This window comes from Paraburkholderia sp. BR14312, assembly GCF_040948675.1.
Taxonomy (GTDB): Bacteria; Pseudomonadota; Gammaproteobacteria; order Burkholderiales; family Burkholderiaceae; genus Paraburkholderia; species Paraburkholderia nodosa_A.
Window position 1 is genome coordinate 231,477 of the sequence record NZ_JBFPKI010000009.1, and the last position, 17,144, is coordinate 248,620.

Sequence of the window (17,144 nt, forward strand, 5' to 3'; positions counted from 1 at the left end):
ATCGTGAAATCAGCGACATTCTTGAACCAAGAGCTAGCCAGCGAAGTCTTCACGGTCTATGTCGTCGAAGACGACATAGTCATGAACGAGGCCATCTGCCTGCTTGCGCGCTCCGTTGGCGTCGATGCACAGGGCTTTCTGAGCGTGCAGGACTTCCTCACTTGCAAGCGCAGCACGGGGCCGAGTTGCCTCGTGCTCGACATTCGACTGAGGGGAAGCAGCGGGCTTGCGCTGCAAGACCTGCTCAAATCGGAGCATGACCCGATTCCGGTGATTTTCGTCACCGGTCATGCGGATATTCCCATGAGCGTGCGGGCGATGAAGGCGGGCGCCATCGACTTCCTCACGAAGCCGTTTCGCGATCAGGATCTGCTCGACGCCATTGCGATCTCGCTGGAACGCGACGCCGCAAGGTTGACCCGCGAGCGGCACGATAACGATGTGCTCGCGCGCTTCGAAGCGATGATCGAGCGCGAGCGCGAGGTGATGGCCGCCGCCGCGGCCGGTAAATTGAGCAAGCAGATCGCGGACGAGCTTGGCATTAGCGAAGTCACCGTGCGCGTCTACCGCAGCAGTGCGATGCGCAAGATGCGTGCGCGTTCGTTCGCAGAACTTGTCATTCTCGCGCATCGGCTGGGGATCGTCGTGAAGGACGACCGGACGCGCCTGAATTGAAGGCTGAAGCGTGTCGGCCAGTCGTCACGCGCTTTCGCGCCCCATTCGCGACGCGCAGCAAGCGAGCACCCCAAGCAGCACGAGGGGCAAGATGAGCGCCCAGAACGAGCCCATCAACCAGCCCAGCGCCCCGCCGCCCGCGCCCAGCGCGAATGCGAGGACCGGCGGCAGCGTGCGCACGAGCCGCGTGCGCGCTTCGCCCCGGTCAATGTGCGCCGTGCCGGGCGCGAGCAGATCGAATGCGTCGATCACGGCCTGCGTGACGTTGCCCGTCATCACCGTGTTCGCGGCCACGCTGCGCGTCGCGAGCCGCGCGTGGGCGTTCTGCACGCCCATGCCGGCCGCGCCCAGCAGCCCGCAAACGATGGTCAGCGGCGCATTCGCGTTCGTGATGGGCGCAGCGAATAAGCCTGCGAGCATGAAGGCAACGAGGAAAGCGATCTGCAAGAGGTAGAGGCCCACCGCGCGTGTGCTTTCGGGGCGCTCGCGCAGTGTGTCGTCGAGCAGGCGCGCGACAACAATGCCGCTCACGAACGCCGGAAACGCCAGCAGCTTGATCGAAAGGCCGTTGCCCGCACCCGCGAGCCCTGAACCGATCAGGATGAAGTTGCCGGTGACATGTGCGGTGAAAAGACCGTAGAGGGCCACGAAGCCGAGCGTGTCGACATAGCCCGCGATGAAAGCGAGCATGCCGTTCTCGCCCAAAAGCGATTCGAGCACGCTTCCCGCGAAGCGCGCTCGCGTGTTTAGTGTTCGTTGTTGCACGATGATTCGCTCGTGAGTGTGATGGATTTCATGGACGACATGTCGCGTTCTCCAAAAAACAGCGCGGCCCCTGCATCCTCTACTCCAGCCAGGGCGAACCCAGTATCTGCCCGCAAAAATTGATGCGGCGATAGTTGGGGTCGATCCGGTCCAGCACGTCGGCGCACTGATTGCCCACGGTGGTCTGTGGCCGAAAAGCGATGCCGCGCCCGAAGGCGCGAATGACTTCCTGCTTGTAGCCTTGCCCGCGAGGAAACGCCGCAAGCACGCTTGCCCGCTCGTGCTCCGTGTACAGATGCAGGTTCGCACCGATCAGATCCGTGCGAACCGCCGCCGCGAGCAGATCCGAAAGCGGCGTCACCCGCGCCGGAATGCCAGGCGATGTATGCAGGGCGATCGCCAGCCACGCGTCATGCTGCTTCTGGCTGTTCACGCCGTAGTGATGCAGCAGATGCCGGGCCGCGTCCGCGCTGTCGATTTCATAGCGCAGCGTCGAATGCGAATACGCGGGGCTCAGGCCCATGTTCGCGTACATTGCACTGACGTAAAGCGAATCCGTGTCGCATTCCATGCCCGAGCGCTGCGCCCTGAGCATCGCGAACATGAACACCCGGTTGGCGTGCCCGAGCAGAATGGGCGGCAACGTGGCCCATGCGCTTTCCACAGCCGCGGTCGCCACGGGCGTGCGCGGAATCCGCACGCCAGCGACTTCGCTGACGGTGCACCACGACGCTGTTTGCATAGAAGTCCTTCCGGATGTCCCGATCGTTATTTTCGGTGGTTGACGCAAGCGCGGCGCGAGTGACGTCGATGCGTTTCATCTCAGCGTGCTCCCGTTCAAAACGCGAAGCAACTGCAACCCAGCGCGCCCCAGAACCCGTTCAGGTCCGATACCGGGGCGTTGCTGCTCCACGCCCGGCCATGCGCGTGCTGGTGAATGCCGCACAGGTTCACGCAAGCATCGCTGCACGACTGCGCGGGCACGGCGGCATGAAGCGCGGTTGCCGGCTTGTAGCGCGCATAGCTGCCGAATTCGGCCACGGGCGACCACGACGGGCTCACCGGCAGCGCGGGCGGGCTCAGTGCGTCGAACTCCGCGGCGGCATAAACGATGCGTCCGCCCACGACCGTCAGCACCGAAGTCAGATGCTTGATCGACGCTTCCTCGATCGTGAAGAAGTCGTCGCTCAGCACGGCGAAGTCGGCAAACTGGCCCGGCACGAGTGCGCCCTTCCTGGTTTCGTCGTTCGAGAACCAGGCGCTTCCCACCGTGTAGCGGCGCAACGCTTCCATGCGCTCGAGCCGGTCGCGCTGCGCGTACATCGGCGTGCCGCCCACCGTGCGCCCCGAAACGAGCCAGTAGAGCGAAACGAAAGGGTTGTAGCTCGCCACGCGCGTGGCGTCCGTACCCGCGCCCACGGGCAGGCCCGCTTCCAGCATCTTGCGTACGGGCGGCGTGTGGGCCGCCGCTTCGGCGCCGTAGCGCGCGATGAAATACTCGCCCTGGTAGGCCATGCGATGCTGCACGGCAATGCCGCCGCCCAGTGCCGCAATCCGCTCGATGTTGCGGTCCGAAACCGTTTCGCAATGGTCGAAGAACCAGCGCAGGCCGTTGAAGGGCGTGTCGGCGTTCACGCGCTCGAACACGTCGAGAAAGCGGCTGATCGACTCGTCGTAGGTCGCGTGCAGGCGCCACGGCCAACGGTTCTGCACCAGCAGGCGCACCACGCCTTCCAGTTCCTTCTCCATCTCCTCGGGCAGATCGGGGCGTGGCTCCAGGAAGTCCTCGAAGTCGGCGGCCGAAAAGACCAGCATTTCGCCCGCGCCATTGACCTTCAGGAAGTCGTCGCCTTCGCCTGGGCGCGTGGCCTTAACCCAGCGCGCGAAGTCCTCGATCTCGCGCTTCGCGTTCTGCGTGAAGAGGTTATAGGCGATGCGGATCGTGAGTTGCTCGCGGCGCGCGAGTTCCATGATGACGGCGTAGTCGTCGGGGTAGGCCTGGTAGCCGCCGCCCGCGTCGATCGCGCTCGTCACGCCGAGGCGGTTCAACTCGCGCATGAACTGGCGCGAGGAATTCATCTGGTCGTCGATCGGCAGCTTGGGGCCCTTGGCAAGCGTGGCGTACAGCAGGCCCGCATTGGGTCGCGCGATCAGCATGCCGGTGGGGTTGCCGCGACGGTCGCGCTGGATCTCGCCGCCCGGCGGATTGGGCGTGTCGCGCGTGTAGCCGACGGCGCGCAGCGCAGCCGCGTTCAGCAGCGCGCTGTCGTAGAGGTGCAGGATGAATACCGGCGTGTCCGGCGCGATAGCATTGACCTCTTCAAGCGTGGGACCGCGCTTTTCGGCGAACTGGAATTCGTTCCAGCCGCCTACCACGCGCACCCATTGCGGCACGGGCGTGCGCGCGACCTGCGCGCGCAGCATCTCCAGCGCGTCCTGCAACGAGGGCACGCCATCCCAGCGCAACTCCATGTTGAAGTTCAAGCCGCCGCGAATCACATGCAAGTGCGAGTCATTCAGGCCGGGAATCACGGTGCGGCCGCTGAGGTCGATGCGGCGCGCGTCGTCGCGCGCCCATTGCATGACGTCGCGCCCGTTGCCGGACGCGACGATCTTGCCGTCGGCAACCGCGAGCGCCGTGGCGAACGAGCGGCGCTCGTCCTGCGTCGCGATCTTGCCGTTGTAGATCACCAGGTCGGCAATACGCCGAGGTTGATCGGATGCGCTCATCGACGCTCTCCTGTGTCTTGAGGGAGTTCTTTTGCAGTCCGAATATCGCATCCGAAAAATCGTTGCGTCTTCAAGGACTTCGCAGGCACCCCACTCTATGGAATCTGCAACTGAAAGTCCTGTGTAAAACCTGAAGATTTATGACGGCTTTTCGAAGCGCGAGGCGACGCCATTCAAGCCGCGGCGCATAGGCGGCGCGGCTTGAATCACTTTCCCTTCTGCTTCTCAGGCAGGATCGTCAGGCCTTGAGGAAGGCGAGCAGATCCGCGTTGACCTGATCGACGTGCGTGCTGCACATGCCGTGCGGCGCGCCCTGGTAGATCTTGAGCGTGGCGTTCTTGACGATCTTCGCCGAGAGCTTCGCCGAGTCGTCGATCGGCACGATCTGGTCGTCGTCGCCGTGCAGGATCAGCGTGGGCACGCTGATCTTCTTCAGGTCGTCGGTGTAATCGACTTCCGAGAATTGCTTGATGCACTCGTACTGGCCTTTGATCGAGCCGGCCATGCCTTCGCGCCAGAATTCCTGCACGAGACCTTGCGAGACCTTCGCGTTCGGGCGGTTGAAGCCGTAGAACGGCGTGGCGAGATCGAGGTAGAACTGCGAGCGGTTCGCGGCCACGCCAGCGCGAATGCCGTCGAACACCGACATCGGCAGACCGTTCGGGTTGTTGGCCGTCTTCACCATGATCGGCGGCACCGCGCCGATCAGCACGGCCTTGGCCACGCGCTTTTCGCCGTGGCGGCCAATGTAGTGCGCAACTTCACCGCCGCCCGTCGAATGGCCCACGAGCATCGCGCCCTTCACGTCGAGCGCGTCGAGTACGGCGGCCAGGTCGTCGGCGTAGGTGTCCATGTCGTTGCCCTCGGAGGGCTGGCCCGAGCGGCCGTGCCCGCGGCGGTCATGGGCGATCACGCGGTAGCCCTGGTTCACGAGGAAGAGCATTTGCGCGTCCCAGGCGTCGGCGCACAGCGGCCAGCCGTGCGAGAACACCACCGGCGTGCCCGTGCCCCAATCCTTGAAGTAGATCTGCGTGCCGTCCTTGGCGCTCACATAGTTGCCGCCGTGATGATGGCCCGTGCCGTGCGCATGCGCGGGCGCCCCGGTCGTGGCGGCCGCCGCGGCCGGCAGGCTCGACATGGCGGCCATGGCGCCGGCCACGCCCGCGCCTGCGGAAAGGATGCGGCGGCGCGAGGTGAGAATGGTATTCGTATTGATTTGTTGCGTAGTCATGTGTTCTCCGTCGTTGCTTCGCCGCGGAAGGCCCGGGCGAGCTCACTGCGTTCAGGCTGATGAGCGATGGGCGCACAGACCCTGAAACGTCGAACGGTCTGCACCCCGATTTCGCTACCGCAGCTTAGCGACGCGGAAAAGCCATGTCTTTTGTGAAACCTGAATAATCCTGAAACCGCTCTTCAGAAAGCCGAGTGCGCGTGTTACCCACGCGCTACATGGCGTCGGCCATGTCGACGTCACGCAGCCCCGGCGTGTCGAGCTTGCGGCGCAGCGCGGCCAGCTTGCGCATTTCGGGCAGGCGCGGGCCTTCTCCCTGTTCTCCCTGCGCCGCTTGCTCGCCGCCGAAGCGCTCGAACGGCGCGAGCAACGCATAGGCATCGCGAAGCGCGCCCTCCTGCACCATCGACTCGCCGAGATCGAGCGCCGCGCGCAGTTCGAACAGCCATGCGCCCTGCTCGCGTGCGAGCGCCATCGCTTGAGCAAGCTTGCGATGCCCCGCGTCGATGAGGCGCGCGCGCGTCTTGTCGCCTGAAGCGTAACCCGCCCGCGCACGCGCGAGGTCCACCTGGGCGCTTGCCCGCATCAGTTCGGCCTCAAACGCGTGGTCGCCATCCGCGGCAGTGCGCCGCTGCGCCTCGTCGATTGTCGCGAGCGCCTCGTCGAGCCGCCCTTCCAGCAACAACGCTTGCGCGAGCGAAACCGTCAGGGCCGAGGTCAGCCTGCGGAACCCACGAGCCTCCAGGCTCGCCAACCCCGCTTCGAGCCGGGCGAGCCCTTCTTCGCGGCGGCCCGCCTCCAGCGCCAACTGGCCCGCGAGGCATTCGCCGTAGTCTTTCCACACTTCGAAACGGTTGAGCGCCGCTTGCGAGCGCAGCAACGCCAGATGGCTCGCCGCGAGATCCGACTCCCCGCACGCCAGCGCAATGGGCACCGCCACGACCGCAAGCAGATGGCACAGCGAAGGCTCGAGCATGTCCGCGCGCACGAGGTTGATCGCGCGTTCGATCAGGTCGAGCGCGAGCGCGGTTTGCCCCTGCATCCACGCGATGCGCGCGAGCGTGCCCGTGCCGAAGATGCGCGGATCGATGCCGAGGTCGGTGTCGGCGCGGCTTTGCGGCCCGCTCAGCTCGAGCGACGCGAGCGTGCGCTCCAGCCGGTCGCGCGCCTGTTCGTGTTCGCCGAAGCAATGCAGCGATGCCGCCAGCGTCGCGCTCGCGCAAAGTTTTTGCCACGCCGAACCGCCCCGCAATGAGCGCGCCTCGAAACGCGTGGCGAAGCGCAGCGACGCATGAATGTCGCCCGCGGTCATGGCCGCATTCCACAGGCCCCACATGGCGCGCGTCTCGAAGACGGCGTCCGCACAACCCGTGGCCCGCTCCAGCACCCGGCGCCAGAGCGCGGCGGCGTCGGCCGCCGCGCCATCCGTCATCAGGAGCGCGGCCGCGTATGCGGAGCACACGCGCATTTCGCAGGTGGCGTCCACGGCGCCCTTGGGCAGCGCGTCGAGCGTTTCGAGCGCCCGATGGGCGCGCTCGCGGCATTCGTGCACCAGCGAGGCGTCGAGCAGCGTGCCCACCAGTGAGCCCGCCAGCGCCACACCCAGCGCCGCATCGCCATCGGATGAAAACGCCCAATCCCACGTGCTGCGCGCCGCGTCGAGCGAGGAATGCGCTTGCGCGCTCTTGCTTCGATGCGGCACGAGGGCCGAGCGATCTTCGATCTGACGCTGCAAATAACGCAGATGGCGCTGCGCGACGCGCTGGACCTCTCCTTCGTCGTGGAGTTTTTCCATTGCATAGGCGCGCGTCGACTCCGTGAGCCGGTAGAGCGCGATCGCACCATGAAACTCGACCGTGAGCAGCGATTTCGCGGCCAATTCGCCGAGCGCCGTAATGGCCACCGCGATCGGCACGCCGGGTTCGGTGGCCACGGCGCAAACGGCGTCGAAGGCGAATGTGCCGGTGAAGAACGCGAGGCTGCGGAACAGCCCCTTTGCCTCAGCGTCGAGCAGCGCATAGCTCCAGTCGAAGGTGGCACGCAAGGTCTGGTGGCGCGGCAGCGCAAGGCGCAAGCCGCCGCTCAAGAGATCGAGCCGGTCATCGAGCCGCGCCGCCACGCCTTCGATGCCGAGCGTCGCCACGCGCGCCGCCGCAAGTTCGATCGCGAGCGGCAAGCCCTCCAGTTGACGGCAGATGTCCGCCACCGCCCGGACGCTGGCCTCGTCCCCCGCGCAACGCGGCGCGATATCACGCGCGCGCTGAAGAAATAGCTGAACCGCGCCATGATCGAGCATGGCTTCGACGGTATCTTCCGTAGCGGGCACGGCCAGCGGCTCGACCCGATAGACGGTCTCCGCGCGGATGGTGAGCGGCTCGCGGCTCGTGACGAGCACGCGCAGCCAACGCGCATGGGCGACGAGATTTTCGACAAGCTCCGCGACTTCATCGACCACATGCTCGGCGTTGTCGAGCACCAGCAGCACGCCCTCCGGCGGCATTCTCGCGAGCAGCGCGCGCGTGTCCTGCAAGACTTCGGCGGGGCTCACCTGAAGGGCCAGTGCCATCGTAGCGAGCATGGACTCGCGTGAATTCGCGGAGGCCAGTTCGACGAAGCAAACGGTATGGGCGAACTGCGCCTGCGCGACCTCGGCGATGCGAATCGCCAGCGCGGTCTTGCCGATGCCGCCTGCGCCGACGAGGGTGACGACGGCCGACTCCGCCAGCTTCGCGACCACGTTTTCGACATCCGCGTCGCGGCCCACCAGCGCGGTGGGGCGGCCCGGCAGAGTCGAGGCGAGCGCGCCCTGCGGCGCCAGCGGCGCTTGAGGAATGAGAATATAACCGCGGCCCGTGACAGTTTTAATCAGCTCGCGATCGGCCTCTAACGCCTTGCGCAACGCCGCGATGTGCACTTGCAGGCGGTTTTCCTCGACGATCTGGTCTGGCCAGACCGAGTCGATGATGTCGTCTTTGGTCACGATCGAGCCATTGGCCCGAAAGAGCACTTCCAGAATGTCGAACGCGCGCGCGCTTATACGCAACGGCAAGCCGTTGCGCAGAATCTCACGTTGCTCGAAATTCACGAGCAATGCGCCAATTTTGATCATGGACGTTCCCTTGAGCCGCCGGACGGTGCGGCACGATCACTGCCAATTCTGCCTGGCCGAGCTTGCCATCAAAGATCACACGACCGGATTGTAAGCATGATGTAACGCGCGAGTCTTGAAGAAAAATGCACACCGGGCGGCGAGCGCGCTTTGCATGCCAACCCGCTTGAAACAGGGGATAAAATCATCGTATGCACCGTTTTGACGCAGAATTTGATGACTTTTGAACAAGGCGGCTCCAACGCCGTCTTATCCGGCTTCCGAGACACATTAAAAATCAACAGGATGGATCCGGCTTAAGATGGGTCCGAACTGCGTCGCCACAAGGCCTGACTTGCTCCCGATTGCCTCCCGTCCCAATCGAATCGGTTTATTGGACTGCATTTAACGTGGCTGCTCTAATTAAAAAACTTTAATCTTCAGACGTGTTTTAGCGCCCGCAACGCCAATCGCGAGTTCCGATATAATCGACCCGAGTTATTTTTGACTTACGGCGAATGCCGCGAGCGCGGTGACTTCACGCCGGTTGCGCCACCGTACGAGCCATTCCGCACGAGGATCCGCCCAATGCAGCTCGCTAACGAAATCAGCCCGTCTCGCGCCGCTGCGCCAGTCAAGCGCGACGGGCTCGGCTGTACCGCGAGCCGGTTGCGCAAGGACCTGCATATCGGCAGCGGCGACCTCCAGATCTACCGAAAGGGCATGGACGACGCCCGGGCGGAGCGCGTCTCGACCGAGGCCTGCGATCGCGGCTTTCTGGCCGGCATTGCGTTGCAGGGCGGGCATCGGCGCAATCTCTTTCGCGGCGCACGCAGCGAAGAACGTCGCTTCGATTCGAGCTCGATTTATATTCGCGATTTTTCCGAGCCGTATTCCGCTGAACTTCACGGCGATTTCGATTTCGTTCTCGTCGAGTTATCGCCCGAATTCCTCGCCCGTCTCGCCGACGAACACGGCAGCCCCGTGATCCGCGGGCTCACCTGCTCGCCGCGGAAAAAAGACACTGTCCTCTATCACCTTGCGAGCGCGCTGGCTACAACCACCGGCACGTCCGGGCCGTTGAACAAGCTGTTCGTCGACCACGTCGGCCTGTGCATCGGCTTCCATCTCGCGCGTCAATATGGCGACTTCGCGCATCACGAAGCGCAGTCCAAAGGGACGCTCACGCCCGCACAGGAAGCCCGGGCGAAGGAGCTTCTGCTGCTGCGCTCGGACAGCGGCAACTCGATCGCCGACATTGCGAGCGAGTGCAATCTCTCGCGCGCCTATTTCATTCGTGCGTTTGCGCGAACCACGGGTCGCACGCCGCATCAATGGTTGCTCGAACAGCGCATTACCGAAGCGCGCGTGCTAATCGAAACCACGGAAAAGTCGCTCGCAGAAATCGCCATGATCTGCGGCTTTTCGGATCAAAGTCACCTGAGCAGGGTGTTCCTCAAGATGTGCGGTGCGACGCCCGGCGCGTGGCGGCGCGCCGCCAGGACCTAGGGCCTGCTCGCACGCGGTAAGTTGCGCGCCACGCAATCTGGTGTTGCGCGGTCATGGCATTCTGTTCCCACGCCTTCCCGTATAGCCTCCATACGACGCATTTTTGTCTGGAGCACGTTTCGTGGAACGCACACAACTCGTACTTGCGTACGACTTCATATGCCCCTGGTGCTGGATCGGCCATCGCAACCTGAAGGCCGGCGCAAAGATAGCGGATTGCGAGAATCGCTACGACACCATCTTTTTGCCTTTCGAACTGAACCCGGGAATGCCGCGTGGCGGCATGAACCGCCGCGCCTACCGCACGCGCAAGTTCGGCAGCCTCGCCCATTCGGACATGCTCGATGCGGCTGTGACGGCGGCAGGCGTGGCGGCCGATGTCCATTTCGACTTCAGCCGCATCGAACTCACGCCCAATACGCGCCTCGCCCATCGCCTGATCCATCACGCACTCGGCGCGGGCACGCCTGGGCAGGCCGAACAGCTCTACGACGCCATCTTCGGCGCGTACTTCGCGCAGGGCCGCGATATCGGCGAGCTCGCCACGCTGGTTGATCTCGCGGCGAGCGAGGGCTTCGACGCCGACGCGGCACGCACCTACCTCGACTCCGACGCGGGCGACATCGACGTCAAGGCCTCGCGCGTGAAAGCCGACGCACTCGGCATTCGCTCGGTCCCGACGATACTCGTCGACAAATTCATCGTGAACGGCGCACAACCACCGGTTGTTTTCGCCAAGGCGCTTCAAGGGAGATTCGCATGAGCCGTGATACCCAACCGCACGCCGTCGTGGTAGGCGGATCGCTGGGCGGACTCGTCACCGCGGCGGCGCTGCGCGCGGCCAACTGGGACGTGACTGTGTACGAGGCCTCGGCGCATGAACTCGAAAGCCGCGGCGGCGGCGTCGTGTTGCAGCCCGATGTGACGCATGCCTTCGAATTCGCGGACGTCCCCGTGCCGCATCCGCCGGGCGTGCTTTCCGGCGACCGGATCTACCTCGACGAATCGGACCGCATCGTCAGCCGCTTCTACATGCCGCAAATGCAAACGTCGTGGAGCCTGCTCTACAAGGCACTCAAGCGCGCGCAGCCGGACGGCACGTTGCACGCTGGCGAGCGATTTACCCGCTTCGAGGACGATGGCGAGCGCGTCACGGCGTACTTCCAAAGCGGCCATCGGCACACGGCCGACCTGCTGATCGGCGCGGATGGCGTTCGATCGACGCTGCGCACGCTGCTCGAACCCGACACGAAACCCCGCTATGCCGGCTATGTCGCGTGGCGCGGACTGGTCGACGAACCGGACCTGGCCGCCTTCGCCGCCGACACATTGCGCGATCGCTTCGCGTTCTCGGACGGCGTGGGACACTCCGCGCTCGCCTACATGGTGCCGGGCGAGGACGACTCCACCGAGCCCGGCCGCCGCCGCTGGAACTGGGTCTGGTACCGCCGCTACGACACCGATGAACTGCAAGACCTGCTCGTGGATCGCAACGGCGTGCAACGGCCATTCTCGCTTCCGCCCGGGACTGCCAAACAAGTGGACATCGACCGCCTGAAGGATGAAGCGCAAACGCTGCTCGGGCCGACGTTCCGCGCGCTCGTGCATGCCACCGACATTCCGTTCATGCAGCCCATTGTCGACGTGCAGACGCACTCGATGCGCTACGGCCGGGTGCTGCTCACCGGCGACGCCGCTTCGGTTCCGCGCCCCCACACCGCCGGCAGCACGGCCAAGGCGGCCGCCAACGCTTACGCCATGGCGCGCGAACTGGAGGCGGCGCAGCAGCCGCAGCACACGGGCGAAGGCGCGCTCGACCGGGCGCTCTCGCGCTGGAACGCGGAGCAGATGCGAGTGGGCCGCGCCATGACGACGCGAGGCATCATGCTCGGCAACCAGTTGATGCGCATTCCCGCGCACAGCGTCTGAACGTCCGGATGGGTGACGCACATGAAAACTGCCATTGTCGGCGGCTCGATTGCGGGTTTGGCGGCCGCGCTGACGCTGCGTTGCGTCGGCCACGACGTAACGATATTCGAGCGCACGGCCGCCGGCATGCGCGGCCACGGTGGCGGCGTTGCGGTCCTACGCCAGATGATGCGCTTTCTGGAGCAGCACGGTCATGCTACGCGCAAGACGCTTGCCGTGCCGGTCGAGTGGCGGCGATGGCTGGCTTCAGATGGCTCTCTCATCGACGAGGGCCGCGAAATCGTGCCGTTTTCGTCGTGGGACGCGGTCTATCGCTCGTTGAGCGAGATGCTGCCACCCGATGTCGTTCGATATGGCGAGCCGGTCACGAACGTGCGAAACCTGCAAGGCAGCGTGGAAATCGAAATCAACGCACGCGAAATGGTCACCGCCGATCTGCTGGTTGCGGCGGACGGCGCAGGCTCCGGCTTGCGCGCCGTGCTTTTCCCTGATTATCAATCGTCGTATGCGGGCTATCTCGCGTGGCGCGGCGTGGTTGAAGAAGCGCAGCTTCCGGCACATCTGGTCGCCGAACTGGATAACAGCATCACGCTCCTGCGCGAACGGGATGCGTTGTTCATGACGTTTCCCATTCCCGCACTGGATGGGGCGATCGAACCGGGCGAACGGCGATTCAACTGGCTGTGGTATCGAAACGAACCCGACGCAGCGCTAAGCCGCTATCTAACTGATCGCGAAGGACATCGTCACCATGCCTCCGTGCGCCCCGGAGGGCTTTCGGCCGAAGCTACGGCGTACCTGCACGATTGCGCACGCGAAAAGCTGCCGCCTGTCTTGCAGCAATTGATGACGCACACGCAGGCACCATTCATTCAGGCGATTTTCGACGCATTGAGTCCGTCGTTTGCCGTGGGACGCGTCGCCCTGGTGGGCGACGCCGCATGCACGGTCCGCCCGCACACGGCCTCCGGCACCTCCAAGGCGGCCGACGACGCGATCACGCTTGCACAAACCTTGAGCGGCCTGAACCCAGCCGACAATGTCGAAGCCGCGCTGGCAACGTGGGCAACGGCGAGGCGCACGCAACTCGGCCCGCTCATCGCGCGAGGCAAACAACTAGCGCAGTCGTTCGGCCTCGGCGCAAGCACGCAATAGCGTGATCGCGTGATGCAGTCGCGTCAGTCGATCAATGCTCTATTCCACCCGGCCCTCGATGAACTGGAGAAACGCCCGCACTTTTCGCGAGAGCCGCCGGTTAGGCAGATACGCCGCATACGCGACTGCCTCGTCGCCGTGCGGCGTCACGCGGTAGTCCGCGAACAGATGCATGAGTCGACCCGCGTTGATATGTTCCCTGACCTGCCATTCCGGCAATAGCGCGAGCCCCTGGCCCGCGAGCACGGCCTCGAGCAGCATATCGAGACTATTGGAAACGAGCCGCCCTCGCACGTTGATTCGTTCCTGCTCTCCCGCTCGCATGAACGTCCACGTTTGACGGGCGCGATAGCTGCCGCCGTACGCGATGCGCAGGCATTGATGGTCGGTCAGTTCGGCGGGCGTGAGCGGCACGCTGTAATGCTCCAGATATTCGTGGCTCACCACTACCACGCGTGGATTCTCCGCCAGCTTTTTCGCTATGAGATTGGGGTTATCGGAAGGCAGGCCGATGCGGATGGCGATATCGATACGCTCCAGCGCCAGGTCGATCATGTGATCAGCGACGACAATGTCGAGCGCTACATTGGGATGCTCGCGCAAAAACGCTGCAAGGTGCGGCGCGAGCACGACGCGGTTGTAGGTCGTGGGAACCGTGATGCGCAGCGTGCCGATTGGTGCCGCGCCGCTGTCGAGGATGCTTTCGTCAGCCTCCGTCAATCCGTCGAGCACCTTGGATACCTGCTCGACATAGCTCGCGCCAGCGTCGGTCAGGCTCACGCGGCGTGGCGTGCGCGTGAGCAGCGCCGTGCCGAGTTGCGCCTCCAGGGCGTCCATCAGGCGCGCCACCGACGAGGTGGCGACCCCCATGCGCTTTGCCGCTTTGGCGAATCCTCCGGCGTCCGCGACCTCGAGCAGGGTCTTGAGGGCTACAAGTTTATCCATGGCTCCATGACGCGCATGCTGCGCAATGACTTTGTGATGGGGAGGTTACACCCTAACGCCGCGCGGTTGTTGAATGCGTGTAATGAGCAATGCGGGCAATACACTTTAAGGAGCCCGTTACGAGTTCCTTAAATCGTATTGCGCACCGCGCAACCTCATGACCGATTCCATGCATATTCACTGCGCGCTTCGAGATCGATAGTCTTACGGATACTGCGCGCCCGTATAAGGATTGGGACAGGCGCATGAAGAGACCATTGCAAACCAGACCGGATGGAATGATGAAACGCATCGGAAATGTCGAAATCGATCTCGTGACGAGAAAGGTCTATCGGGCAGGATCGGAAATGACGCTGGGAACACGCGCTTTCGACATTCTCGAAGTCTTGATTCTCGCGGATGGCAAGCTCGTTTCCAAGGATGAAATCCTGCAAAAGGTGTGGTCGGATTGCGTGGTAGAGGAAAATAACGTGCACGTACACATTTCCGCCATTCGCCGCGCATTTGGGAAAGACCGCGATCTGATCACCACGGTTTCCAGGCGTGGCTACCGCTTGAAGCAATGCGAAGCCACTCCCGGAACCGGCGAACCCTCGCGCGCAAAGACCGAAGCAGCACGTCATAACCTGCCCCGCACGCCCGGCAAAGTGCTGGGCCGCGAGCACGCCGTGGCGACGCTGTCGGCGCGCGTGGGCGAAACACGGCTTCTTACGCTGCTGGGAGCGGGAGGCATTGGCAAGACGCGATTGGCCGTGGCTTTGGGGTTCGAAGCACTGCCAAACTTCAGCGACGGGGTATTCCTTGTTTCGCTCGATTCCGTCTCGTGTATCAAGGAGATTGTCGCGAAGATCGCAGAGGCAACGCTTGCAGGGTCGGCGCAGCGTGCACATTCTCTTGCATCGTTAGCGCAGGCGCTCACTGCAAAGAAGGCGCTCCTGATACTCGACGGCTGCGAGCTTCTGGCGGATGCGGTGGCGCACTGCGTGGACGCCGTCCTGAAAGACTGCCCCGGCATCCACACGCTTGTCACGAGCCGCGTGCCGCTGAACCTCTCTTATGAGGCGCGGGTGATCGTCCCGCCGCTCTCGTCTTTAACGCTGGTTGCGGCAGCGAAACGCGCACCCGAATGCGGAGCGGTCGAGCTATTTCTCGCGCGTTTTTTTGCATTGAGTGGAGGTAATAGCATGAGCGAAGCCGGCATGGCCGCCGTGCGAGAAGTGTGCAATTCGCTCGACGGTGTACCGCTCGCCATCGAACTCGCCGCCGAAGCCGCTGCGATAGCCGGACTCGATGCTTTCGCAGGCGATTTCGAGCAGCGCATCCTGGCGCTCGAGTCGCGCATGAAGGATTTTTCCGCGCATCAGCGCACGCTGAAGGCGAATTTCCTGCGCAGTGAAAATACGCTCTGCGACCTGGAACGCGTGGTCCTGCGGCGCCTGGCCGTTTTCCCACGCGCTTTCGATGCGAGCGAAGCCGTTCGGATCGCGGCCGATTCTCAGCACGACGCTGCGTCCGTGGAGCGTGCGCTTGCGTTGCTTGCGGAAAAGTCGCTTTTGCTGCGCCGGCAAGAAGGTATGAAAACACGCTTCGAAATGTTCGCGCTGACGAGAATCTTTGCCGATGAGCGGCTCGCGGCATGCGGCGAAGCGGCCGACATGCAGCGCAAGTTCGATCGGCTCCGCACAGAGCAAGACGGCCCTGCCGCCAGGGTGCGCATCGTCGCAAATCATGCGTGGCCCTTCGCAGAAAGCCAGAGCCGGGTGCTCACCCCGGCTTGACGGTCTGCCCTCTCACTTGCCGGCCGCGACGGCGTTGAGCGCTTCGAGCATGCTCCCGGCGTCCCGATCGCCGTCATAACGCCGGCCGTTGATGAACAGGGTCGGCGTGCCGTTGACGCCGCTGCGCAAGCCGCCGTCGAAATCGCCTTGAATGCGTTCGTCATACGCGCCTTCAAACGCCGACTTCAAGTCGCTCGCGTGAATGCCGATATGCGAGGCGTAGGTCGCGAGCGCTCCGTCGTTCAGCGCACTCTGGTTTTCATAGAGTACGTCGTGCGCTTCCCAGAAGCGTCCTATCGCCGCTGCGGCCTCCGACATTTCGGCTGCATGAAGCGCGTGCGGATGCATCGAAGCGAGCGGAAATTGCCGGAACACGAAGCGCAGACGCTCGCCCATCGCTTGCTGGACTGCCTTGATGACGGGATACATCGCGCCGCAATACGGACATTCGAAGTCGCCGTATTCGACGAGCGTGACCGGCGCATCCGCAGCGCCCTGCACATGATCGGCGTGCCCAACGGGCGGAGTGAGATGGCTCATGACAGGTCCTGTTGCGTGGTGGAGACGAGATGCTGGAGGGCGTCGAGCACGCCGTCCACGCCCGGATTGATGCTGATCGGCGAGACTTCCGACCAGCGCACGACGCCTTCCCCGTCGAGCACGAAAAGCGCCCGTTCGCTCACGCCTTCCGCCGCGCGATACACCCCGTAGCGGCTGGCGACCGCCCCTTTGGGCTCGAAGTCCGCCAGCAGCGGAAAATGATAGCCGCGTTGCGCGGAAAAGGCGGCGTGCGACCACGCGCTATCCACGGAAATGGCCACGAACTGCGCGTTGTACCGCTTGAACATGTCGAGTGCGGCGTTGAACAAGCCGAGTTCGTCGCCGCAAACCGGACTCCAGTCGGCCGGGTAAAAGGCGATGATGACCGGCGCGCCGCGCAATTCCGACAACGACATTTTCTGGTCCGGCGTGGCCAGCAACGTGAAGTCCGGCGCTTGCACGCCGGGCTGTAGCGGTGAAGCGAGGTTTTCGGCAAGCAACGTGTTCATGTTCTGAAATGCTCCTGATGGGCTTCGTTGAGTTGTCGCATGGTGCGGCAACCGATGCGTTCCAGAATATCGCCGGGCTCGGCAGCCTCGCAATTATGCAATCGCATCGTGGTCTCACGAGAAAGTTAAAGTGACCGAAACCTTCGTATAACGGTCGGGCCACAAAGTCGCGTCCCGCCGCCTTCGCTTAACGACACGCAAATTTGAAGTGATATATGCTGCCGTTCGGCTCCAACCGTCGGCGTCCGCTTTTTCTGAGCTTCTCCCTATCACTCAACGCACCAGGCATC

At 63.8% G+C, this 17,144-nt stretch carries 14 protein-coding genes; 6 read left to right on the forward strand and 8 right to left on the reverse strand.

Features of this window, described 5'->3' with window-relative positions:
• Window positions 1-21 precede the first annotated feature (21 nt).
• Window positions 22-675, forward strand: a complete 654-nt coding sequence (locus tag AB3X98_RS25485; protein WP_368602939.1) for a response regulator transcription factor — start codon at window positions 22-24, stop codon at window positions 673-675.
• A gap of 24 nt (window positions 676-699) precedes the next feature.
• On the opposite strand, the gene AB3X98_RS25490 is transcribed toward AB3X98_RS25485, so the two are convergent.
• The 5 genes from AB3X98_RS25490 to AB3X98_RS25510 all read right to left on the reverse strand — a co-directional run bounded on the left by AB3X98_RS25490 (window position 700) and on the right by AB3X98_RS25510 (window position 8,510).
• Window positions 700-1,365, reverse strand: a complete 666-nt coding sequence (locus AB3X98_RS25490) for a YoaK family protein (RefSeq protein WP_368603058.1) — start codon at window positions 1,363-1,365, stop codon at window positions 700-702.
• A 154-nt stretch (window positions 1,366-1,519) separates the two neighbouring features.
• A complete protein-coding gene (locus tag AB3X98_RS25495) occupies window positions 1,520-2,182 on the reverse strand; it encodes a phosphohydrolase (RefSeq protein WP_368602938.1) in 663 nt (220 codons plus the stop codon).
• Between the two features lie 95 nt (window positions 2,183-2,277).
• Window positions 2,278-4,170 (reverse strand): amidohydrolase, encoded by a 1,893-nt coding sequence (locus AB3X98_RS25500; RefSeq protein WP_368602937.1) that lies wholly within the window; start codon window positions 4,168-4,170, stop codon window positions 2,278-2,280.
• A 238-nt stretch (window positions 4,171-4,408) separates the two neighbouring features.
• Window positions 4,409-5,401: an alpha/beta fold hydrolase gene (locus tag AB3X98_RS25505; RefSeq protein ID WP_368602936.1), complete on the reverse strand. Its 993-nt coding sequence runs from the start codon at window positions 5,399-5,401 to the stop codon at window positions 4,409-4,411.
• Window positions 5,402-5,615: 214 nt separating this feature from the next.
• Complete coding sequence (locus AB3X98_RS25510) at window positions 5,616-8,510, reverse strand: winged helix-turn-helix domain-containing protein (protein WP_368602935.1); 2,895 nt, start codon at window positions 8,508-8,510, stop codon at window positions 5,616-5,618.
• A gap of 567 nt (window positions 8,511-9,077) precedes the next feature.
• Between AB3X98_RS25510 and AB3X98_RS25515 the strand changes: the two genes are divergently transcribed.
• From AB3X98_RS25515 to AB3X98_RS25530, 4 genes are all read left to right on the forward strand, one after another.
• On the forward strand, window positions 9,078-9,998 hold the full coding sequence (locus AB3X98_RS25515) for a helix-turn-helix transcriptional regulator (RefSeq protein ID WP_368602934.1): 921 nt from the start codon (window positions 9,078-9,080) through the stop codon (window positions 9,996-9,998).
• A gap of 121 nt (window positions 9,999-10,119) precedes the next feature.
• Entirely contained in the window at window positions 10,120-10,761 is a 642-nt protein-coding gene (locus AB3X98_RS25520) for a DsbA family oxidoreductase (protein ID WP_368602933.1), read from the forward strand.
• Window positions 10,758-11,927: an FAD binding domain-containing protein gene (locus AB3X98_RS25525; RefSeq protein WP_368602932.1), complete on the forward strand. Its 1,170-nt coding sequence runs from the start codon at window positions 10,758-10,760 to the stop codon at window positions 11,925-11,927. The genes AB3X98_RS25520 and AB3X98_RS25525 overlap by 4 nt, the downstream gene beginning before the upstream one ends.
• 21 nt (window positions 11,928-11,948) lie before the next feature.
• Window positions 11,949-13,082, forward strand: coding sequence for a hypothetical protein (locus tag AB3X98_RS25530; protein WP_368602931.1), 1,134 nt, complete (start codon window positions 11,949-11,951; stop codon window positions 13,080-13,082).
• 39 nt (window positions 13,083-13,121) lie between these two features.
• Here AB3X98_RS25530 and AB3X98_RS25535 read toward each other — a convergent pair whose 3' ends face one another.
• Window positions 13,122-14,027: a LysR family transcriptional regulator gene (locus AB3X98_RS25535; RefSeq protein ID WP_368602930.1), complete on the reverse strand. Its 906-nt coding sequence runs from the start codon at window positions 14,025-14,027 to the stop codon at window positions 13,122-13,124.
• Between the two features lie 278 nt (window positions 14,028-14,305).
• Here AB3X98_RS25535 and AB3X98_RS25540 point away from each other — a divergent pair, with 278 nt between their 5' ends.
• On the forward strand, window positions 14,306-15,805 hold the full coding sequence (locus AB3X98_RS25540; RefSeq protein ID WP_368602929.1) for a winged helix-turn-helix domain-containing protein: 1,500 nt from the start codon (window positions 14,306-14,308) through the stop codon (window positions 15,803-15,805).
• Between the two features lie 12 nt (window positions 15,806-15,817).
• Here AB3X98_RS25540 and AB3X98_RS25545 read toward each other — a convergent pair whose 3' ends face one another.
• Window positions 15,818-16,345 (reverse strand): DsbA family protein, encoded by a 528-nt coding sequence (locus AB3X98_RS25545; RefSeq protein WP_368602928.1) that lies wholly within the window; start codon window positions 16,343-16,345, stop codon window positions 15,818-15,820.
• A complete protein-coding gene (locus AB3X98_RS25550; protein WP_368602927.1) occupies window positions 16,342-16,854 on the reverse strand; it encodes a redoxin domain-containing protein in 513 nt (170 codons plus the stop codon). The genes AB3X98_RS25545 and AB3X98_RS25550 overlap by 4 nt, the downstream gene beginning before the upstream one ends.
• Window positions 16,855-17,144: the final 290 nt, after the last annotated feature.